Genomic DNA, 21,382 nt, shown 5'->3' on the forward strand with positions numbered 1-21,382 from the left:
GATCGGATCTGGACACTCACGTTCGTCCCGTGCCCGTCCGGCGTCAACGATTCGGATCATCCCGATCCGGGGGAAATGTCCACGGCCACCACGGGTTTGCATCCGTCGTGGAGACGTTGCGAAACGGGGGATCCGTGCGGGCGAGGCCGCGGGGCCGCTCCCGGTGGGAGGTACTGGTGTGCTGCCTCGCGGGGTTCGCGACGCTGCTCGATTCGGGTGCGGTGGCGGTCTCCCTCCCCGCGCTGCGCGCGCAGCTCGACGCCACCCCCGGGCAGACCCAATGGGTGCTCGCCGCCTACTCCTTGGGTTTCGGGCTGGCACTGGTTCCTGCGGGCCGGCTCGGCGACGTGCTGGGCCGGCGCAGGCTGTTCCTGGGCGGGGTCGCGGTGTTCTCGTCGTCGGCGCTGGTCTCCGCTCTCGCGGACGGGGCCTGGCAGGTCGTGGCCGCGCGCCTGCTGCAGGGCATCGCCGCGGGCGTCATCAGCTCGCAGGTGCTGGGCATCATCGCCGATCGGTTCACCGGGGTGCTCCGGGCCCGCGCGCTCGCCGCCTATGGCGTGGCGATCGGGCTGGCGGGCGTGGCCGGGCCGGTGACCGGGGGCCTGGTGCTCGGCCTGGCGGGGGAGGAGGCCGGCTGGCGGTGGGCGCTCGCGCTCAACGTCCCGTTCGGGGTGCTCGCGCTGGTGGGTGCCGCGGTGTTCCTGCGGCGCGACGGTGCGCCGCGCGGCGCGGCCCGGTTCGACCTCGTCGGGCTCGCGCTGCTGGCCGCCGCGGTGCTGCTGGTGCTGATCCCGCTCGTCGCCCGCCTCGGAGCGGCCGGAACGGGCGCCTGCGTCGTCGCGGCCGGAGCGGTCGTCGTGCTCCTCGTGCGCTGGGAGCGCGGCTACGCGCGCCGCGGCGGTACCCCGGTGCTCGTCCCCGAGCTGCTGGCCGCGCGCGGCTTCACCCTCGGTGCCGGTGTGGCGACCTTCTACTTCGGTGCGGCGCTGTCCGCGAACACCGTCCTCACCATGTACCTCATCGAGCGCGAGGGGCTCAGCGCGCTGCAGGCGGCCCTGGTGCTGGTGGGAGGCGGTCTGGCCATGGCGGCGTCCTCCGGGATCGGGTGGCGGGTCGCCGCGCGGTTCGGCCGGGCGACGGTGGTCTGGGCGCTGGTCGCCGAGGCCGTGATCGTCGTCGCCTACGTGAGCGCCGTCGGCGTGCTCAGCGGCCCGGGCGTGCTGATCGTGGTCGCGGCCCTGTCGACCGCCTCGGGCGTGGCGTCGGGCCTCGTCGACGCCCCCAATCGGGCCCTGACGCTGGAGTACGCCCCGCCCGCGGCGAACGGCGTGGCGGCGGGCTTCCTCCAGCTGGTCCAGCGGCTGTCGGCGACGGTGGCCCTCACCGCGACGTCGGGCCTGTACCTGGCCCGCCCGCACGACGCGGGCGGACTGGTTCTCGCGCTGGCGTTGTGCCTCGCGATGTTCGTCGCGGGGCTGGGCTGCGCGGTGCTCGATGCGCGGCGCCGCGCGACCCGCCCGAGTTCCGCCGAGCACCAGGTCACTAAGCTGACGGTGCAACCGGCACCGTGAATGAGGAGCGCAAGTGACCCGTCCCGTGGTATTGATCGCCGACAAGCTGGCACCGTCGACAGTGGAGGCGCTCGGTGACGACGTCGAGGTGAAGTGGGTCGACGGCCCCGACCGCCCCGCGCTGCTCGCCGCGGTCCCCGAGGCCGACGCGCTGCTCGTGCGCTCCGCGACCACCGTCGACGCGGAGGTCCTCGCCGCCGCCACCAAGCTCAAGATCGTCGCCCGCGCGGGCGTCGGTCTCGACAACGTGGACGTGCCCGCCGCCACCGAGCGCGGCGTCCTCGTGGTCAACGCGCCCACGTCGAACATCCACACCGCGGCCGAGCACGCCGTCGCGCTGATGCTCGCCACCGCCCGCCAGATCCCCGCCGCGGACAAGACCCTGCGCGAGCACACCTGGAAGCGCAGCGCCTTCAACGGCGTCGAGATCCTCGGCAAGACCGTCGGCGTCGTCGGCATGGGCCGCATCGGCCAGCTCGTCGCGCAGCGCCTCGCCGCCTTCGAGACCAAGATCGTGGCGTACGACCCCTACGTCAGCCCGGCCCGCGCCGCGCAGCTCGGCATCGAGCTGCTCACCCTCGACGAGCTGCTCGAGCGCGCCGACTTCATCTCGGTGCACCTCCCGAAGACCCCCGAGACCAAGGGCCTGATCGGCCGTGAGGCGCTCGCCCGCACCAAGAAGGGCGTCGTCATCGTCAACGCCGCCCGCGGCGGCCTCATCGACGAGCAGGCCCTCGCGGACGCCATCACCTCGGGTCACGTCTTCGGCGCCGGCCTCGACGTCTTCGAGACCGAGCCCTGCACCGACAGCCCGCTGTTCGAGCTGCCGCAGGTCGTCGTGACCCCGCACCTCGGCGCCTCGACCTCGGAGGCCCAGGACCGCGCCGGCACCGACGTCGCCAAGAGCGTCCGCCTGGCCCTGGCCGGCGAGTTCGTCCCGGACGCCGTCAACGTCAAGGGCGGCGCCGTCGACGAGGAGGTCGCGCCCTGGCTCGAGCTCACCCGCAAGCTGGGCGTGCTGCTGGGCGGCCTGCCCGGGCAGCTGCCGGAGAAGATCGGCGTCACCGTCCGCGGCGAGCTGGCCAGCGAGAACGTCGACATCCTGCAGCTCTCGGCGCTGCGCGGCCTGTTCTCGGCCGTCATCGAGGACGCCGTCACCTTCGTCAACGCCCCCGCCCTCGCGGAGGAGCGCGGCGTCACCGTCGAGCTGGAGAAGGTCTCGGAGAGCCCCAACCACCGCAGCCTGGTCGACGTGCGCGCCGTCTACGGCGACGGCACCGTCCAGAACGTCGCGGGCACGCTCTCGGGCCTGAGCCGCGTCGAGAAGGTCACCAACATCAACGGCCGCAACTTCGACCTGCGCGCCGAGGGCCTGAACCTGTTCATCGCCTACGGCGATCAGCCGGGCTCGCTGGGCAAGATCGGCACGCTGCTCGGCGACGCCGGCATCGACATCCAGGCCGCGGCGCTGAGCCAGGACGCCGAGGGTGCGGGCGCGACGGTGCTGCTGCGCGTCAGTCAGCCCGTCTCGGCCGAGGTGCAGCAGGCCATCGGCGACGCGGTCGCCGCCACCACCATCGCGCAGGTGGACCTGTCGTGAAGCTCGCGGTGATCGGCGGGGACGGCATCGGCCCCGAGGTGACGGCGGAGGCGCTCAAGGTGCTGCGCGCGGTGGTCGGCGAGATCGAGACCACCGACTACGACCTGGGCGCGCGCCGCTACGAGCGCAACGGCGAGCTGCTCACCGACGAGGACCTGGCGTCGCTGCGCGAGCACGACGCGATCCTGCTCGGCGCCATCGGCGACCCGCGCAAGGTCCCGCCGGGCGTGCTCGAGCGCGGCCTGCTGCTGAAGATGCGGTTCGCGCTGGATCACCACGTGAACCTGCGCCCGTCGAAGCTCTTCCCGGGCGTCGAGTCGCCGCTGAAGAACCCGGGCGAGATCGACTTCGTCGTGGTCCGCGAAGGCACCGAGGGCGCGTACACCGGTAACGGCGGCGCGATCCGCGTCGGCACCCCGCAGGAGGTCGCCAACGAGACCTCGGTCAACACCCGGTTCGGCGCGGAGCGCGTGGTGCGCTTCGCCTTCGAGCTGGCGCGCACCCGGCGGAAGAAGCTGACGCTGGTGCACAAGACCAACGTGCTCGTCTTCGGCGGCTCGCTGTGGCAGCGCACCGTCGACGAGGTGGCGACCGAGTTCCCCGACGTCGCCGTGGATTACAGCCACATCGACGCCGCCACGATCTACCTGGTCACGGACCCGTCGCGGTTCGACGTCATCGTCACCGACAACCTCTTCGGCGACATCCTCACCGACGAGGCCGGCGCGATCTCCGGCGGTATCGGCCTGGCGGCGTCGGGCAACGTCGACGCGACGGGCACCAACCCGTCGATGTTCGAGCCCGTGCACGGCAGCGCCCCGGACATCGTCGGCCAGGGCGTCGCGGATCCCACCGCGGCCATCCTGTCGGCCGCGATGCTCCTGCGGCACCTCGGGAACGAGGACGGCGCGCAGCGCATCGAGGCCGCCGTGACGGCCGACCTCGCCGCCCGCGGCGACGCCCCGATCCGCACCGTCGAGGTCGGCGACCGCATCGCCGCCGCCCTCAGCACGTAACCCGTCGCCCGCCCTCTGTCGGGGCACCGTCGGGCCCATCCCTGACTTAACAGCGTTAGCAGCAGGCGTTCCCCCAGGAAGCGCCCTGGGCTAACGCTGTTAAGTCATTTCAGGGGTAGCGACGGTGCCGCGTCCGCACTCTCCGGCTGGTCCGCGCGCTTCGCGTCGGAGGGGACGAGCGGGTAGGCGAGCAGAGGGGCCAGGGCCACGAGGGCGAAGGCGGCGCCGAAGCTCGTCGCGTGGATGAGGGCGCCCAGGATCGGCCCGGCCGCGGTCGTGGCGACGAACTGCCCGGTGTTCTGGATCCCGAGGGCGCGCCCGCTGTAGAACGGTCCCGCCTTCTCGGCGATCGCGGTGAAGGCGAGGCCGTTGTCGGCGACGGTGACCACCGAGGCGACGAGCAGGACGACGACCGCGACGGGCGAGCCGATCGCGGCGAGCGCGCCGAGCCCGGCCATCGACGCCGCGGCGGCGAGGGCGATCCACTTGATCGGCGCGGTCCGCGAGCCCAGCCGGTCCGACCACGCGCCCGCCAGGATCCGCCCGCCCGCACCGAGCAGCTGGCTCGCGGAGATCAGGAGACCCGCGGTCGCCGGCGCCCAGTGCAGGCCGACGATCAGCCACGTGATGCCCCAGGTCCAGATCGCGCCCTGCGGCAGCACCAGTAGCAGCGAGACCGCGTGGATGCGGACGAGGAAGGAGTCCTCGCGGTAGGGGTTCGACCGGGCGTCCGCGGCCGCGGGGCCGGTCTCGGGCCGGGGCGGATCGACGATGAACGCCCACACCAGCACCACGGAGACCACCGCGATGACGAGCGGGACGAGCATCGCGGCGGTGATTCCGGCACGGCTCGCCAGCAGTGGCATCGTCAGCGACAGCAGCGCGATGCCCAGGGGCTGCGAGGTCTGCCGGATCCCCATGGCGGTGCCTCGGCTGGACGCCGGGAACCAGCCGACGACGATGCGGCCGCTCGCTCCGTTGCCGCTCGCCGCCATGGCGGAGGCGCCGAAGAGCGCGACGGCCGCGACGTACAACGGGGCGTGCGCCGCGAACGCCGCGACGGCCGCCGCCAGGCCGACCACGGCTCCGGCCATGCTGATCAGCAGGACGCGGCGCTCGCCGTAGCGGTCGATCATGACGCCCCACAGGATCGTGGTGAGCAGCAGGCCGGCGGGCGCGGCGGCCGCGAACAGCCCGGCGCGCTGCGGGCTCAGGCCGCCCTGGATGAGCTGGGGGAGGAGGAACGCGGTGCAGTTCACGGCGGCGGTGGTGGTGATCGCGGCGGTCATCGAGACCACCAGGATCCACCAGCGGCGGGCGGCGGACATCTCCATCGCTACTCCCAACTAGTGAGACGACATGCTTACTATTTGAGACGAAGCCTAGTGGATCGAAGTATCGGAGTCGAACGGTAGGCTCGCGACATGCGCCTTGCACGAATCGCCAGCAGTGACGGGGTCGCGTTCGCGGCCATCGAGGGTGACCCGGAGGACGGTGCCCGGGCCCGCGAGATCTCCGAGCACCCTTTCGGCACACCGGAGTTCACCGGCCGCAGTTGGGCGCTCGACGACGTGCGCCTGCTGGCGCCGATCCTCGCCAGCAAGGTGGTCTGCATCGGCAAGAACTACGCGGCGCACGCGGCGGAGATGGGCGGCGAGGCGCCCAAGGATCCCGTGATCTTCATCAAGCCCAACACGTCGATCATCGGCCCGCTGGCGCCGATCAAGCTGCCGCGCAGCTCCGAGCAGGTGGACTACGAGGGCGAGTTGGCCGTGGTCATCGGCCAGCCCTGCCGCGACGTCCCCGCCGCCCGCGCGAAGGACGTCATCCTCGGCTACACCGTGGCGAACGACGTGACCGCCCGCGATCAGCAACGCCACGACGGCCAGTGGACCCGCGGTAAGGGCTACGACACCTTCTGCCCGCTCGGCCCGTGGATCGAGACGGAGTTCGACCCGTCGGACGCGCGGATCTACACCGAGCTCGACGGCCAGATCAAGCAGGACTCGCGCACGTCGCTGATGATCCACTCCATCGGCGACATCGTCGAGTGGATCTCGTCCGTGATGACTCTGCTGCCGGGCGACGTCATCCTCACCGGGACCCCGGAGGGCGTCGGCCCCATCACCGCCGGCCAGCACGTCGCCGTCACCGTCGAGGGCATCGGCACGCTGACCAGCCTCGCCGAGGACCGCTGACGCCGTTCAGTCGGCCTTGACTCAGTCGGCCTTGACGGCGAGCACGGGGATCGGCGAGTTCAGGATCAGCCGCTGACTGACGCTGCCGAGAACAGCCTTGCTCACCAGCGATCGGCGGCGGACCGCGATCACGAGGCGGGTCGCGCCGCGCTCGTCGATCTCGTCGAGCACGGCGTCGACGGGGTCGCGGTCGCCGCGCCCCGTCCGCTCCACGACGGTGATGGCGACGTCCCCGTCGACGTCCGAGACGTCGAGCTTGGCGATGCCGAGGTTGACGGCCACGAGATCGGTGCCGAGGGACCTCGCCTCCTCGATGCCGGCGCGCAGGGCGACGGGGCCTTCGGTGGTGCCGGGGACCGCGACGATGATGGTCATGATGCTCCTCGTGTCGAGAACGATCCGGTCAGCGGAAGTCGCCGCGGGAGAAGGACTCCTCCAAGTCCTCCAGTGAGCGGCCGCTGGTGTTGGGCAGGGTCTTGTAGATCAGGACGCCGAAGAGGGCGCACACCACGAAGAACGTGCCGTACGTACCGACGATGCCACCGACCTTGATCAGGGTGGGGAAGAGTTGCCCGACGAGGGCGTTCGTCAGCCACAGGACCAGCACCGACAGCCCCATGCCGAAACCGCGCAGCCGCAGCGGGAAGAGCTCGGACAGGCACACCCACACGGGCACGTTGAGCGCGGTCTGCATGGCGAGCACGAACAGGGCGACGAAGATCAGGACGGCGTAGGCCTGCACCTTGCCCTCGGGCAGGATCAGCGCCGACAGCACGGTGAGGCCGTGGCAGACGGTCACGCCGATCATGCCCGCGATGATGAGCGTGCGACGGGGGACGCGGTCGATGAGGAAGAACAGGCAGACCGCGCTGCCGACGACCGCGGAGACGCCCATGAAGATGTTCGCGATCGGCGCCGCGCTGTCGCTGAAGCCGGCGGTCTTGAGCATCTCGGTCCCGTAGTACATCACCGAGTTGATGCCGGTGAGCTGCTGGGCGATCGCGAGGATCACGGCGGCGAGCATGATGCGGCGGACCCACGGGATCGCCAGGTCGGCCCAGCCGCCGGTCTGCGCGGCCTCCTCCTCGCGGGCGAGCTCCTCGACCTCCGCCATCTCGGCCCGCGCGCGGTCCTCGGTGCGGACCTGCATGAGCACGGCGAGCGCCTCGTCGTCGCGGCCCTTCGAGATGTACCAGCGGGGCGATTCCGGCATCCGCAGCATGCCGAGGAACAGGAAGACGGCGGGCACGGCGCACACCGCGAGCATGATCCGCCACACCCCGGGATGTCCGTCGGGGTTGGCGTCGGTGAGCGGGGGCCACACGCGGGCGATGATCGCGTTGATCACGAAGGCCAGCAGCTGGCCGATCACGATGGCCAGCTCGTTGCGGCCGCCGAGGGTGCCGCGTCGCTCCGTGGGCGCCAGTTCCGACAGGTAGACGGGGACGACGACCGAGGCGCCGCCGACCGCGAGGCCGAGGACGAACCGGGCCGGCAGCATCACCGCCAGGTCGTTCGCGAAGACGGCGCCGAGCGTGCCGACGAAGAAGACCACCGCGAGGATGATCATGGTCTTCCTGCGCCCGATGGCGTCGGCGAGCCGGCCGCAGACCAGCGCCCCGACGGCGGCCCCGATGAGCAGGGTGCTGACCACCAGGCCCTCGGTCGTCGTGGTCAGCCCCAGGTCGTGCTTCATCGGCTCCAGCGCGCCGTTGAGCACGCCGGTGTCGTAGCCGAAGAGCAGCCCGCCGAAGGTCGCGACGACCGCGACCAGGTCCATCCGCCGCTGGTGGGGGCCGGGTCTGAGGGCCGGCAGGGCTGTTCGGCCCTCCGGCGTGCTGGTGCGTCCGTCCGTCATTCTGGAGTCCTTCCCGCTGTCCGCGTGAGGAACATCACAGCAGACCTCGAGCGTGTTTGACAAGTCGTTCGACGAGATTGAAAGAATGTCATGACATGACTATCGAGCGTGTGGCATCCTGAAACCGTTCGCACGGCTGGAAACGACGGAGGTGGCACACGATGCACGACGGTACGCAGCAGGATCCGACCCCGGTGCGGGTGGCCGTGATCGGCATGGGCTGGATGGGCCGGGTGCACGCCCAGGCGTACGCCCGTGTGCCGCACCACTACCCGGACGGCGTCGCGGTGCCCGTCCTGGCCGCGGTGGCGGACGACGTCCCCGGGCGCGCGGAGACCTTCGCCGCCCGGTTCGGGGCGGCCTCCGCGTACACCGACTGGCGCGACGTCCTCGGCGATCCGTCGATCGACGCCGTCTCGGTGACGGTGCCCAACTTCCTCCACCGCGAGATCGGCGTCGCGGTGCTCGACGCCGGCAAGCATCTGTGGATCGAGAAGCCCGTGGGCCTGACCGAGGCCGACGCGGCCGCGGTCGCGGAGGCCGCCGCTCGCAATGATCGCCGCACCGCCGTCGGCTTCAACTACCGCAACGCCCCCGCGGTGCAGGCGGCCCGGGCCATGGTCGCCGACGGCCGGCTCGGTACCGTCACGCACGCGCGGTTCCGGTTGTTCAGCGACTACGCCGCCCATCCCGACGGTGCCCTCACGTGGCGCTACCAGCGGGACCGCGGCGGCAACGGCGTCCTCGGCGACCTCGGCTCGCACGGCGTGGACCTGGTCTCCTACCTGCTCGGCGACATCGACGCGCTGGTCGCCGACACCGCGATCTTCATCCCCGAGCGGTCGGAGCCGACGGGTGCCACGTCGGGACACCAGCTCGCCACCTCGGGCGTGCGGGGCCCCGTCGAGAACGAGGACTACCTGTCGGCGCAGCTGCGCCTGACGTCCGGGGCGCGCTGCGTTCTCGAGGCGAGCCGGGTCGCGGTGGGGGAGCAGAACTCCTACGGCTTCGAGATCCACGGCACGTCCGGCATGGTGCGCTGGGACTACCGGCGCATGGGCGAACTCGAGGCGTCGCTCGGCGATTCCTTCCAGGACCAGCCGGTTTCGACGGTGCACGTCGGGCCCGGCAGCGGCGACTACGCCGCCTTCCAGCCCGGCGCGGCGAATCCCATGGGCTACGACGACCTCAAGGTGATCGAGGCCCAGCACTTCCTGCGTTCCATCGTCACCGGCGTCCCGGAGGGTGCGACGGCCCTGGACGCCGTGCGCAGCGCCCGAGCGCTGGACGCCATGACCCGTTCGGTCGACGAGGGGCGCTGGGTGACGCTCGCGTGAACCCGCGCGGGGAGACGGTGCCGGCGGACCGCCGGCACCGTCGTCCGTCATGCGTTCGCGGACTCCGCGAGCAAGGACTCGGTCAGGGCCGCGTCGGCGGCGAGCAGGACCTCCGCCGCGACGGCGACGCCCTCCTCCCGTCCCAGCTCGGTGTCCTCGTGCTCGATGTTGACGAGCATGTCGGGATCCACGTCGTGCAGGGCGCGCAGGAACTCGGTCCAGTACGCGACGTCGTGGCCCTTGCCCAGCGCGACGAAGTCCCAGGCGGACTCCGTCGGCCACTCGTTGGCCCACTCGTCGCCGCCGAGGTTGGTGCGGGCCTCGTCGGGGCCCAGGCGGCGGAACGAGTTGTCCAGAACCCCGTTCAGCGCCGCGTACTCCGGGTTGATGCGGACGTCCTTGGCTGCGGCGTGCACCACCAGGTCGCCGAGGTGCCGGACCACCGCCACCGGGTCCATCTGCTGCCAGAACAGGTGCGAGGCGTCGAGCTCCACGCCGAGGTGTGTCGAGCCGGTGCGCTCGACCAGCTCGTGCACGGTCGCGCTGTTGAAGACGATGTTCTGCGGGTGCAGCTCGAGCGCGACCTTGACGCCGTGGTCGCGGGCGATGCGGTCGGTCTCGCGCCAGAAGTCGGTGGCGATCTCCCACTGGTGGTCCAGGACGTCGAGCGCGGCGGAGTTCCAGGCGTTGACCACCCAGTTCTGGTGCAGTGCACCGGGGTCACCGCCGGGCAGGCCCGACATGGTGACGACGCGGTCCTGGCCCAGGCGGGCCGCGAGCCGGATCGAGCGGCGGACGTCGTCGGCGTGCTTGCCGCCGATCGCGCGGTTCGGATGCAGCGGGTTGCCGTTGCAGTTGAGGCCGGCGATGGCGACGCCGGTGCCTTCGAAGATCCCGAGGTAGTCGTCGCGGGCCGTGTCGCTGACGAGTATGTCGGCGATGTTCGGCACGTGCACCGGCGGCAGGAAGCCACCGGTGTTGAGCTCGATTCCGGTGAGGCCCACCGCGGCGATGGCGCGGAGCGCGTCGGGCAGGGGGCGGTCGTGGTAGATGGCGTTGTACAGACCGAGTTTCATGGAGGCTCCGTCGGAGTTGGTCGGGACTGGGGTGATCAGGACTGGGGGAGGAGGGACGGCACGTCGACCGGCGTGCCACCCGCCACGGCGGATCGGGCGACGGCGTCGATGAGTTCCATGTTGTGCAGCCCGTCGACGAAGTCGGCGTTCCGCGGCAGCGATTCGTCCACAGGTAGGCCCGCGACCTCCTCGAGCATCGCGCGGGCCTGGAAGACGAAGCCGTCGTTCTGGCCGATCCCCACGCCGGGCGCGTCCATCGCGAGGCCGCCTCGCCAGTACGGGTGGTCGGGGCCGAGCGTCACCGTGCGCGGGCCGCCGAGCGCATGGCCCTCGTCGGTGAACAGGACCTGGACCCGGCCCGGGTTGCGGAAGTCGAACGCCGCCGATCCGCGCTCGCAGAAGACCTCGAACTTCAGGGTGTTGGGGTGCCCCGCGGCGACGCGGGAGACCTGCAGCGCCCCGGTCCCGCCGCCGGCGAATTCGACGAAGAAGCCCGCCACGTCGTCGTTCTCGACGGTGTCGCGCTCGTCGCTGACGGCGCCGTGCTCGTGACCGATCACGCGGCCCAACGGCTTCGGCCGCGTCGGGAACGCGGTGTGCAGCGTCGCGCCGCGCACGGTGGCGACGGGGCCGCCGAAGAGCTCGGCGATGTAGGTGAGGTGGCTGCCGACGTCGGCGAGCGCGCCCGAACCCGCGGGGCCCTTGAAGCGCCAACTGATGGGACCGTCGGGGTCGCAGGCGTAGTCGGTCCAGTACGCGCCGTCGAAGTTGATGAGCCGGCCGAGGCGGCCGCTGCGCACCAGGTCGCCGAGCAGGGCGATCCCGGGGGAGCGGAGGTAGGTGAGGCCGATCCGGCCCAGGACGCCGCGCTCGGCCGCCGTGTCCGCGGCGGACACCATGGCGCGCGCGTCGTCGATGGTGTCGGACAGCGGCTTCTCGCAGATCACGTGCTTGCCCGCGGCCAGAAGGGATTCGACGATCTCGCGGTGCAGCGCGTTGGCCACGACGACGCTCACCACGTCGATGTCGGCGGCGGCGACGATCGCCTGCCAGGAGGTGTCGTGCCGCACGAAGCCGAACCGGCGAGCGGTGTCGTGCGCCAGCGGCTCGTACGCGTCGGCGATGGAGACCAGCCGCACGTCCGGCAGTCCGGGGCCGTAGACGGCGGTGGCGGCTCGATAGCCCGCGGCGTGCGCCTTGCCCGCCATGCCGGCGCCGATCACGGCGACGCCGATGCTGTTCCCGCTCATGTTCCCTCCTTCAGGTTGCTGTGCGCTCCATCTCGACCTAGTGTCGATATGAATTGGAGCGCTCCAACAAGCATGAGCAATGTTCGTATGTCCTGTCAAGAGGGTGGCGCATGGAAGGTAAGCGACCGACGATCTACGACGTCGCGAGGCGGGCGGGGGTGTCGAAATCCCTGGTATCACTGGTCCTGCAGGGATCCCCGCGGGTCGGCGAGGCGTCTCGCCGGGCGGTGGAGGAGGCGATCGCGGACCTCGGGTACCGCCCCAGCCGGGCGGCGGCGAACCTCGCCGCGCGGCGCACGCGCACCGTCGGGGTGCTGATCGACGACTACACGAACCTGTGGTTCGTCGACCTCGTGCGCGGCCTGCACGCCGCGCTCGGCCCGGCCGGCTACCGGCTGGCGGTCGTGGACGTCGCGACCGCGGATCAGGCTGAGGATCCGGTCGAGTCCATGCTCGCCATGCGGGTCGACGGGCTCGTGCTCGGCATGGATCCACCGCAATCGCTGCTGGCCCGAGACGGTGCCGCGCTGCCGCCGGTCGTGGTCGCGGGCACGCGGGCGGCGCACGACGCGCGGTTCGACGCGGTCGCCAACGACGACGCCGAGGGGGCGCGCCTCGCCGCCCGGCACCTCGTCGAACTGGGGCATCGCACCCTCGGTCAGGTGTGCGCCGGCGGCGGCGCGGGTGAGGTGCGGCGCGCGGCGTTCTCCGTCGAGGCCTCGCGCCTCGGCGCGACCGTGGTGGACGCCTCCTGGCGCGGCGAGGCGTCGGACGAGGCCGGGTTCCGCGCCGCCGCCGAGCTGTTCGCCGCCGATCCCGGGGTCACCGCGGTGTTCGCGGCGAACGACGTGATGGCCGTCGGCGTGCTCGGAGCGGCGCGCGAACACGGGCGGGACGTTCCGCGCGATCTCTCCGTCGTCGGCTACGACGACACCTCGCTGGCGTCGACCCGGTTGGTGGGGCTGACGACGGTCGACGACCGCAGCTTCGACGTGGGGAACCGGGCGGGTGCGCTCCTGCGCGACCGGATGGGGGCGGACGGCGGCGCATCGTCGTCGGCGCGCGACAGCGAGAGGGATGTTCTCGCACCGCGACTGGTCGTCCGGGGGACCACGGGAGCACCCAGTTGAGCCACAAGATCGCGGCAATGTGCGTATGTCTGAACAAACACTAGGCAAGCGCTGTGATCTGTACTACATTCAGCTCAGCGAGTGGGTCGTCTCACTCGGTGAGGTCGAAGGGACACAGCATGAAGAAGACCACGCAGCGGCCGCGAAGGCTCCGTACCCTGCTCGCCGCGACCGCGGCCGGCACGGCGGCGCTCATCACGGTGGTGGGTTGCTCGAGCACGGGCGGCGCTCCGCGCGACACCGGGGACGGTGGTGCCGGCGTCGGCTCGGCGGGCACGAAGCGCCTGACCATCGCCATGGTCACGCACCAGCAGCCCGGCGACACCTTCTGGGATCTCATCCGCAAGGGCGCGGAGATGGCGGCGAAGAAGGACAACGTCACCCTCCGGTACTCCAACGACCCGCAGGCGCCCAACCAGGCGAACCTGGTGCAGGCCGCGATCGACAGCAAGGTCGACGGGATCGCGCTCACGCTGTCCACACCCAATGCCTTCCAGGCCGTGGTGCAGAACGCGCAGAAGGCGGGGATCCCGGTCTCCGCGTTCAACGCCGGCTACAACGACTACGCGCGCATGGGGATCCAGCAGTACTTCGGCCAGGACGAGACCACCGCGGGCGTCGCGGTGGGCGAGCGCCTCTCCAAGGAGGGCGCGAAGAAGGCCATCTGCATCATCCAGCAGCAGGGCCAGGTCCAGCTCGAGTCGCGATGCGCGGGGGTCCGGACCGGCCTTGCGGGCGGCACCGTCGAGAACCTCAACGTCAACGGCGAGGACATGACCGATGTGCAGTCCAAGGTCAACGCCAAGCTGCAGCAGGATCCGAGCATCGACACCGTCGTGGCTCTGGGTGCGCCGTTCGCGCTGACGGCGAGCAAGGCCCTGGAGGGCTCCGCGAGCAAACCCCGCATCGTCACCTTCGACACCAACGCGGCACTGGTCGGCGCGATCCAGAACGGGAAGGTCGCGTGGGCCGTCGACCAGCAGCCTTACCTCCAGGGCTACCTCGCCATCGACTCGCTCTGGCTGCAGATCATCAACGGCAACACCATCGGCGGCGGCCAGGCCGTGTTCACCGGTCCGGCGTTCATCGACAAGACCAACGTCGACAAGGTCGCCGAGCTCGCCAAGGGCGGGACCCGCTGATGACCACCGACGAGGCCCTCGACCTGAGTACGCACACGCCCGTCACCGACGAGCGGGTCAAGAAGCAGAAGCCCCTGCAGCGGTTGATCCTGCGCCCCGAGATGGGTGCGTTGATCGGCGCGATCGCGATCCTGATCTTCTTCCTGATCGTGGCGCCGCCCTTCCGCAGCCCGGAGGCCTTCGCCACCGTGCTGTACGCCAGCTCTACGATCGGCATCATGGCCTGCGGCGTCGCCGTGCTCATGATCGGCGGCGAGTTCGACCTGTCGACCGGTGTGGCCGTGACCTTCTCGTCGCTCGCGGCGTCGATGCTCGCCTACAACCTGCACCTGAACACGTGGGTGGGATCCCTGCTCGCCCTGGGGCTGTCGCTCGTGGTGGGCGCCTTCAACGGCTACATGGTGATGCGCACCAAGATCCCCAGCTTCCTCATCACGCTGGCCACGTTCCTCATGCTCACCGGCATCAACCTCGCGGTCACCAAGATGGTCACCGGTCAGGTCGCCACCCCCACGATCGCGGACATGGAGGGCTTCCCGTCGGCGCAGGCCGTCTTCTCCTCGACGATCCACATCTTCGGCGTCGGCCTCAAGGTGACGGTCCTGTGGTGGATCCTGTTCACCGCGGTCGCCACGTACGTCCTCATGCGCACCCGCGTCGGCAACTGGATCTTCGCCGTCGGCGGCAACCAGGATTCAGCACGCGCCGTGGGCGTCCCGGTCACCAAGGTCAAGATCGGCCTGTTCATGTTCGTGGCCTTCTGCGCCTGGTTCGTCGGCCAGCACCTGCTGTACGCCTACGACACCGTCCAGTCCGGGCAAGGCGTCGGCAACGAGTTCCTGTACATCATCGGCGCCGTCATCGGCGGCTGCCTCCTCACGGGCGGCTACGGCACCGCGGTCGGGGCCATGATCGGCGCCTTCATCTTCGGCATGGTCAACCAGTGCATCGTCTACGCCGGCTGGAACCCCGACTGGTTCAAGTTCTTCCTCGGCATCATGCTGCTGTTCGCCGTGATCGCCAACAACGCATTCCGCAACTTCGCCGCGAAGAGGTGACCCGATGACCACGGACGATATTCAGGCCGAGACGCCCGACACCGGCGACGACAAGGTCGCGCTGATCGAGTTCAAGGACGTCGGCAAGCAGTACGGCAACATCATCGCGCTCCAGGGGATCAACCTCCGCGTGTTCCCCGGCGAGGTCACCTGCGTGCTCGGCGACAACGGCGCGGGCAAGTCGACGCTGATCAAGACGATGGCGGGGCTGCACAAGCCCAGCGAGGGCGAGGTCCTCGTCGACGGCGAGGTCACCACCCTCGACTCGCCCAAGGACGCGCTCGAGAAGGGCGTCGCCACCGTCTACCAGGACCTCGCGGTCGTGGGGCTGATGCCGGTGTGGCGCAACTTCTTCCTCGGGCAGGAGCTGCGCTCGGGCTTCCTCAAGAGCCTCGACGTGCAGACCATGCGCGCCACGACGAAGGAGGAGCTGTTCAAGATGGGCATCGACCTCCCGGACGTGGACGCCCCGATCAGCTCGTTGTCGGGCGGCCAGCGGCAGTGCGTCGCGATCGCCCGGGCGATCTACTTCGGGGCGCGCGTGCTGATCCTCGACGAGCCGACGGCCGCGCTGGGCGTCAAGCAGTCCGGCATGGTGCTGCGGTACATCACCGCGGCCCGGGACCAGGGCTTCGGCGTCGTCTTCATCACGCACAACCCGCACCACGCGTACATGGTCGGCGATCACTTCGTGCTGCTCAATCGCGGCCGGCAGAAGCTGGACTGCACGTACGACGAGATCAGCCTGGAGGAGCTGACCTCGCAGATGGCGGGCGGCGACGAGCTCGAGACCCTCAGCCACGAACTGCGCAGGTGATCCGGTGGCGGCGACGCTCCTCGAACGCTTCCGGCGCCGGCTGCGGGTCGCGATGGTCGGCGGTGGGATCGGCAGCTACATCGGCGAGACCCACGCCATCGCGCTCCGCACCGACGGTCTGTGGGACCTCGTGGCGGGAGCCTTCTCCCGCACGCCGGCGACGAACGCGGCCACCGGGCGGTCGTGGCTCGTGCCACCGGACCGCACCTACGCGGATCACCGCGCGCTCATCGCTGGGGAGTCCGCGCGGGCGGACCCCGTCGACGCGGTGATCGTCGCGACCCGGCCGTCGAGCCACGCCGAGATCGCCTGCGACCTCCTCGCAGCCGGTTTCCACGTGATCTGCGAGAAGCCGCTCACCGATACCGCCGCCGACGCCCGCCGGGTCGCGGCGGCGGTGGCCGGATCGGGCCGGCGGCTCATGCTGACCCACTGTTACAGCGGCTATCCCATGGTGCGCCAGGCGCGGGAGATGGTCGCCCGGGGCGACCTCGGGCGGATCACCCTGGTCGAGAGCAGGTTCGCGGGCGGGATGTACGCGGCGAACACACCGCCCGGCTCGTGGCGCGTGGACGGCACGGAGGGCGGCGTGACCGCGCTGATCGCCGATCTCGGCACGCACGCGCTGCACCTCGCGGAGTTCGTCGGCGGCAGGCGGATCACGACGGTCGCCGCGGACCTCGCACGGGTCGCCCCCGAGCACGTGGCCTTCGACAACGCCTACCTCGGCCTCGGATTCGAGGGCGGTGCCCGCGGCCGCTGCTGGAGCACGTCCCAGGCCGCCGGGGCCACGCACGGCCTCGCGGTCACCGTCTACGGCGACCGCGGCAGCGTGGCCTGGGACCACGACACCCCGGAGACGCTGTGGTGGCGTGCGGACGGCGAGCCCGATCGTCTGCTCACCAAGGCCGGACCCGCGGCGACACCGGCAGCGATCGCCGCGTCCCGGTTCACCGCCGGCCACCCCGACGGGTACGCCCTCGCCTTCGCGAACCTCTACCGCGACTTCGCTCGTGCGCTGCTCGCCGATGCGTTGGGCGAGGACCCCGTTCCGTACCTGGTTGATCTCCCCGACGTCGCCGACGGCGTCCGCACCCTCGCCGTCGTCGAGGCCGCCGTCCGGTCCGACGAGGCCGGTCGCCCCGTCTCCGTCGACACCTGACCACCACCGACCCGAATCGAGCACCGCATGACCGAGCCGATCCGCGTGGCCCTCGTGGGCTGCGGCAACATCGCCCTGGGTTTCCACATCCCCGCCTACCTCGCCGCGGACGACCGGTTCCGCATCGTCGGCATCGCCGATCCGACACCGGAACGGCTCGAGCTGGGGCGCGTCGCGGCCGGGCTCACGCCGGAGCAGGTACATGCGGACGTTGCCGACCTGCTGGCGCGCGACGACGTCGACGCGCTCGACTTGTGCACCCCGCAGCACCTGCATCGCGACGTCGCGATCGCCGCGGCCCGCGCCGGCAAGCACGTGCTGTGCGAGAAGCCGATCGCCGCCGTCCCCGCGGACGCCGAGGCCATGCGCGTCGCGGCCGAGGAGGCGGGAACCGTCCTCGCCGTGGTCGCCAACTACCTGTTCTTCCCGGAGGTGGTGGCGCTCACGGCGATCATCGACTCGGGCGAGCTCGGCGAGATCCGCACGGCGCGCGTCGACATGCTGGGTGTCCTGGACCTGCCGGGCGCGGCGGGCTATCGGCCCACGTGGCGGCACGATCCCGCGCAGGCGGGCGGGGGCGTCCTGGTCGACATGCTGCACGGGGTGTATCTCGCCGAGGCCCTCCTCGGCGCCCGCGCGGAGCGGGTCTCCGCGTTCGTGGACAGCGCGAGCGACGGCGACGCCGTCGACGGAATCGCATTGTGCCGCCTCGAGGCCGGCCGCCGCGTCGCGATGGTGAACATCGCGTGGGGCATGGGCCAGGGCGGTGTCGCGGTCGAGGGGGACCGGGGCCGCGCCGTCGCGCACTACCGCGCGGACGGGACGATGCCGTGGGCGCCGTTCGAATCCCTCACCGTCACCACGGAGTCCGGGACGCGCACCGTCGACCTCCCGGCGGGCGCCGAACTGGAGTCCCTCATCGCCGCGTCGATGCGCGACACGGTGCTCGACTTCGCCGATGCGATCGGCGGCGGCCGTGCGCCCGCCGTCGATGCCGCGACGGCCCGGCACATCCTCGAGATCACCGTGGCCGCGTACGCGTCGGGCGCCCTCGGCGCGACAGTGCCGCTCCCACTCGACGGCGCTCTGTTCACCTCCGGGGTCGCCGGTCTCGCGGAGATCGGCGTGCCCGACGACTCCTTCGTCCGTCGTCGTGGGCTGTTCGGTCTGACGGTGCCTGCGGCGTCCGGGATCGAGGGCTGACGTGCAGATCGGACTGCTCACCGACAGCCTCTCCGAGCTCACCCGCGCCGAGGCCCTCGACACGGCCGTGGACCTCGGCGTCGAGACCGTCGAGATCGGCCTGGGCGGTGTGCACGGCGGGTGGTCGCCCGCCCCGCACGCCGATCTGGCGGAACTGCTGGACGACGGTGCCGCCCGGGCCGCGCTGGCCCGGGACATCGGATCGCGCGGGCTGCGGCTCGAGGCCTTCAACGCCGCCGGGAATCCGCTCCATCCCCGGCACGGGGAGCGCGACGCCGCGGTCCTGCGCGGCGCGCTGCGGCTCGCGGAGGATTTCGAGATCGGCACGGTCGTCACCATGTCCGGCCTTCCCGGCTATCCGGGCGATACCGTGCCCCCGTGGATCACGACGGTCTGGCCGCCCGAGAACCTGGAGCTCCTGGATTACCAGTGGGAACGGGCCATCGGCTGGTGGGGGCCGATCGCGGACGAGGCTCGCGCTCGCGGCGTACGGATCGCCGTCGAGATGCACGCCAACCAGCTCGTCTACAACGTGCCCGGTCTCCTGCGGCTGCGCGCCACCGTGGGTGATGTGGTGGGCGCGAACTTCGATCCCAGCCACCTCATCTGGATGGGCGCCGACCCGCTCGCCGCGATCCGCGCCCTGGACGGCGCGATCCATCACGTGCACGCCAAGGACACCCGCATCGAGGACCGGGCGGCGGTCGCCTCGCGGCTCGAGACCGTCCCGAATCCGCGTACCGGCGAGCGGGCGTGGAACTACGTCGCGGTCGGCACCGGCCACCCGGACGGGGTCGACTTCTGGGTGCGGTTCATCGCCGCGCTCCGGCACGCCGGGTACGACGGCCCGCTGTCCATCGAGAACGAGGACTACACGCTCGGCCAGCGCGAATCCGTCGCCCCGGCCGTCGAGACGCTGCGCGCCGCGCAGAACCTGGAGGAGGTGCGATGAGCAGGATCAGGATCGCGGTGCTGGGTTGCGGCCGGATCGGGCGCGTGCACGCCGATTCGGTCGCGGTGAGCGAGCGCGCCGAGCTGGCATGGGTCTTCGACCCGATCGAGGCGGCGGCGTCGGAGGTCGGCGAGCGCTTCGGCGCCGCATGGACGACCGACGTCGAGGAGGTCCTCGAGGCCCGTGACGTGGACGCCGTCGTGGTCGCCTCGCCGACGCCGACGCACGTCGATCTGCTCACCCGCGCCGTGCGAACGGGACGGACCGTGCTGTGTGAGAAGCCCATCGACCTCGACATCGCCCGGGTCGACGCCTGCCGCGCCGATCTGGGCGACCTCACCGACAGGGTGATGCTCGGCTTCAACCGCCGGTTCGACTCCTCCTTCGCCGAGGTCCGCCGTCGCGTCGACGCGGGCGAGATCGGCCCGCTGGAGCAGCTGACCATCGTCAGCCGCGATCCCGCGCCGCCGCCGGCGGACTACGTCGCCTCTTCGGGCGGGCTGTTCCGGGACATGATGATCCACGATCTCGATCTCGCCCGGTTCTTCCTCGGCGAGGTGGTGGCGGTGTCGGCGCTGGGATCGAACCTGGTCTCCGCGGAGATCCGCGCGGCCGGCGACATCGACGGCGCCATGGTCGTGCTGCGCGGCGCCGGCGGGCAGCTGGCGACCATCACCAACTCCCGGCGCTGCGCCTACGGTTACGACCAGCGGCTCGAGGCCTTCGGCGCGTTGGGTTCGCTCACCGCCGCCAACCAGCACGCGACGTCGGTGGCCTTCTCGGGCGCGGCTCACACCGGCGCCGCGGGGCCGGTCCTGAACTTCTTCCTGGATCGGTACACCCCGGCCTATCGCGCCGAGCTCGACGCCTTCGTGACGATGACGGAGACCGGCGGCGCGGCATCGCCCGGGTTCGTCGACGGCCGCGCGGCCCTGGTGCTCGCCGACGCCGCCGCCGAGTCCCTCCGCACCGGAGCCGTGGTCGAGGTCCGGGCGTGACGGTGCGTTGGGGCCTACTCGCCACCTCGGGGATCGGTCGCGTCGCCGCCCGCGCGATCGCCGCCGCCGGCGGCGCCGAGCTCGCCGCCGTCGCGGGTCGTGACACGGGGCGCGCCGCCGCCTACGCGGCCGAGGTGGGATCGCCCGCCGCGTACGGGAGTTACGAGGAGCTGCTCGCCGACAGCGGCATCGACGCGGTCTACGTGCCGCTGCCGATCACGCTCCACGGTGAGTGGGCGATCCGGGCGCTGGAGGCGGGGAAGCACGTGCTGTGCGAGAAGCCGCTCACCCTGGACCCGGACGAGGCGACGGCCGTCTTCGACGCCGCGGAGCGCGCGGGGCGGCACGCGATCGAGGGCTTCATGTGGCGGCTGCACCCGCAGACGCTGCTGGTCCGTCGACTGCTTGCGGAGGGCGCGATCGGTGAGCTCGCGCTCGTCCGCGCCGCGCTCAGCGTGAGCGCCCCCGCCGGCGACATCCGGCGCACGACCGATCTCGGCGGCGGCGCGTTGGCGGACCTCGGCGGGTACTGCGTCAGCGCGGTGCGGCTGTTCGGCGGCGAACCGGCGACGGTGCGCGCCGTGCGGGTCGCGGATCCGGCCGGTACCGGCGCGGGCCACGATCTGCGTGCCTCCGCGGTCCTCGAACTGGAGGGCGGCGTCCTCGGGCTGATCGACGTCGGACTGGACCTGGACCGGCGCGACCAGCTCGAGCTCGTCGGTACGGAGGGACGGATCGTCGTCGACGATCCGTGGCTGTGCCGGTTCGGCGCCGTCGAGCTGATCCGCGGGGAACGGGCGGAGCGGTTGCCGGCGGATCCGGGCGGCGCCTTCGGCCTGACGCCACCCGGGCCCGACAACGAGGACGCCTACCGGATCGAGTTCGAGGCGGCGAGCGCCGCCTTCGCCGGCGGGGCGGAGCCGGCCTTCGGCCGGAACGACGCGATCGCGCAGGCCCGTGCCCTCGCCGCCGCGCGGCGGTCCGCCGCGGAGGGCGTCACGATAGTCCTGTAGC

19 protein-coding genes are annotated in these 21,382 nt (G+C 71.5%); 14 read left to right on the top strand and 5 right to left on the bottom strand.

Annotated elements, in window-relative coordinates; genetic code table 11:
- Window positions 1-134: 134 nt before the first annotated feature.
- The 3 genes from LB823_RS09615 to LB823_RS09625 are packed head-to-tail and all read left to right on the top strand — an operon-like array spanning window position 135 to window position 4,187.
- Window positions 135-1,571 carry an MFS transporter gene (locus LB823_RS09615; protein WP_224646761.1) on the top strand — a complete coding sequence of 479 codons (1,437 nt, stop codon included), beginning with the start codon at window positions 135-137 and terminating at the stop codon, window positions 1,569-1,571.
- A gap of 13 nt (window positions 1,572-1,584) precedes the next feature.
- Window positions 1,585-3,171, top strand: a complete 1,587-nt coding sequence (gene serA, locus LB823_RS09620; protein WP_224646762.1) for a phosphoglycerate dehydrogenase — start codon at window positions 1,585-1,587, stop codon at window positions 3,169-3,171.
- The gene (locus LB823_RS09625; protein WP_224646763.1) at window positions 3,168-4,187 is read left to right on the top strand and encodes a 3-isopropylmalate dehydrogenase; all 1,020 of its coding nucleotides are present in this window, start codon (window positions 3,168-3,170) and stop codon (window positions 4,185-4,187) included. The genes serA and LB823_RS09625 overlap by 4 nt, the downstream gene beginning before the upstream one ends.
- Window positions 4,188-4,291: 104 nt before the next feature.
- On the opposite strand, the gene LB823_RS09630 is transcribed toward LB823_RS09625, so the two are convergent.
- Entirely contained in the window at window positions 4,292-5,521 is a 1,230-nt protein-coding gene (locus tag LB823_RS09630) for an MFS transporter (RefSeq protein ID WP_224646764.1), read from the bottom strand.
- 90 nt (window positions 5,522-5,611) lie between these two features.
- Between LB823_RS09630 and LB823_RS09635 the strand changes: the two genes are divergently transcribed.
- Complete coding sequence (locus LB823_RS09635) at window positions 5,612-6,385, top strand: fumarylacetoacetate hydrolase family protein (RefSeq protein WP_068521507.1); 774 nt, start codon at window positions 5,612-5,614, stop codon at window positions 6,383-6,385.
- A gap of 21 nt (window positions 6,386-6,406) precedes the next feature.
- Here LB823_RS09635 and LB823_RS09640 read toward each other — a convergent pair whose 3' ends face one another.
- Together LB823_RS09640 and LB823_RS09645 are read right to left on the bottom strand one after the other, a co-directional pair.
- Window positions 6,407-6,760 (bottom strand): universal stress protein, encoded by a 354-nt coding sequence (locus LB823_RS09640; protein WP_224646766.1) that lies wholly within the window; start codon window positions 6,758-6,760, stop codon window positions 6,407-6,409.
- A gap of 28 nt (window positions 6,761-6,788) precedes the next feature.
- Window positions 6,789-8,243 (bottom strand): sugar porter family MFS transporter, encoded by a 1,455-nt coding sequence (locus LB823_RS09645; protein ID WP_224646768.1) that lies wholly within the window; start codon window positions 8,241-8,243, stop codon window positions 6,789-6,791.
- Between the two features lie 161 nt (window positions 8,244-8,404).
- Between LB823_RS09645 and LB823_RS09650 the strand changes: the two genes are divergently transcribed.
- Window positions 8,405-9,580 carry a Gfo/Idh/MocA family protein gene (locus tag LB823_RS09650; RefSeq protein WP_224646770.1) on the top strand — a complete coding sequence of 392 codons (1,176 nt, stop codon included), beginning with the start codon at window positions 8,405-8,407 and terminating at the stop codon, window positions 9,578-9,580.
- 47 nt (window positions 9,581-9,627) lie between these two features.
- Here LB823_RS09650 and LB823_RS09655 read toward each other — a convergent pair whose 3' ends face one another.
- Window positions 9,628-10,656: a sugar phosphate isomerase/epimerase gene (locus LB823_RS09655; RefSeq protein ID WP_224646771.1), complete on the bottom strand. Its 1,029-nt coding sequence runs from the start codon at window positions 10,654-10,656 to the stop codon at window positions 9,628-9,630.
- A 35-nt stretch (window positions 10,657-10,691) separates the two neighbouring features.
- Window positions 10,692-11,906: a Gfo/Idh/MocA family protein gene (locus LB823_RS09660; RefSeq protein ID WP_224646773.1), complete on the bottom strand. Its 1,215-nt coding sequence runs from the start codon at window positions 11,904-11,906 to the stop codon at window positions 10,692-10,694.
- A 110-nt stretch (window positions 11,907-12,016) separates the two neighbouring features.
- Here LB823_RS09660 and LB823_RS09665 point away from each other — a divergent pair, with 110 nt between their 5' ends.
- The 9 genes from LB823_RS09665 to LB823_RS09705 all read left to right on the top strand — a co-directional run bounded on the left by LB823_RS09665 (window position 12,017) and on the right by LB823_RS09705 (window position 21,381).
- Complete coding sequence (locus tag LB823_RS09665) at window positions 12,017-13,036, top strand: LacI family DNA-binding transcriptional regulator (RefSeq protein ID WP_224646775.1); 1,020 nt, start codon at window positions 12,017-12,019, stop codon at window positions 13,034-13,036.
- A 119-nt stretch (window positions 13,037-13,155) separates the two neighbouring features.
- Entirely contained in the window at window positions 13,156-14,178 is a 1,023-nt protein-coding gene (locus LB823_RS09670; RefSeq protein ID WP_224646777.1) for a substrate-binding domain-containing protein, read from the top strand.
- The gene (locus LB823_RS09675; protein WP_224646778.1) at window positions 14,178-15,236 is read left to right on the top strand and encodes an ABC transporter permease; all 1,059 of its coding nucleotides are present in this window, start codon (window positions 14,178-14,180) and stop codon (window positions 15,234-15,236) included. The genes LB823_RS09670 and LB823_RS09675 overlap by 1 nt, the downstream gene beginning before the upstream one ends.
- 4 nt (window positions 15,237-15,240) lie before the next feature.
- Window positions 15,241-16,053, top strand: a complete 813-nt coding sequence (locus LB823_RS09680) for an ATP-binding cassette domain-containing protein (RefSeq protein ID WP_224646779.1) — start codon at window positions 15,241-15,243, stop codon at window positions 16,051-16,053.
- Between the two features lie 4 nt (window positions 16,054-16,057).
- On the top strand, window positions 16,058-17,215 hold the full coding sequence (locus LB823_RS09685) for a Gfo/Idh/MocA family protein (RefSeq protein WP_224646780.1): 1,158 nt from the start codon (window positions 16,058-16,060) through the stop codon (window positions 17,213-17,215).
- Between the two features lie 27 nt (window positions 17,216-17,242).
- The gene (locus LB823_RS09690) at window positions 17,243-18,418 is read left to right on the top strand and encodes a Gfo/Idh/MocA family protein (protein WP_224646782.1); all 1,176 of its coding nucleotides are present in this window, start codon (window positions 17,243-17,245) and stop codon (window positions 18,416-18,418) included.
- A gap of 1 nt (window position 18,419) precedes the next feature.
- A complete protein-coding gene (locus LB823_RS09695; RefSeq protein ID WP_224646784.1) occupies window positions 18,420-19,370 on the top strand; it encodes a sugar phosphate isomerase/epimerase in 951 nt (316 codons plus the stop codon).
- Window positions 19,367-20,368, top strand: a complete 1,002-nt coding sequence (gene iolG / locus LB823_RS09700) for an inositol 2-dehydrogenase (protein ID WP_224646785.1) — start codon at window positions 19,367-19,369, stop codon at window positions 20,366-20,368. Before LB823_RS09695 ends, iolG begins: the two co-directional genes overlap by 4 nt.
- Window positions 20,365-21,381, top strand: coding sequence for a Gfo/Idh/MocA family protein (locus tag LB823_RS09705; protein WP_224646787.1), 1,017 nt, complete (start codon window positions 20,365-20,367; stop codon window positions 21,379-21,381). Before iolG ends, LB823_RS09705 begins: the two co-directional genes overlap by 4 nt.
- Window position 21,382 lies beyond the last annotated feature (1 nt).

The organism is Tsukamurella sp. M9C (genome assembly GCF_020169415.1).
Taxonomy (GTDB): Bacteria; Actinomycetota; Actinomycetes; order Mycobacteriales; family Mycobacteriaceae; genus Tsukamurella.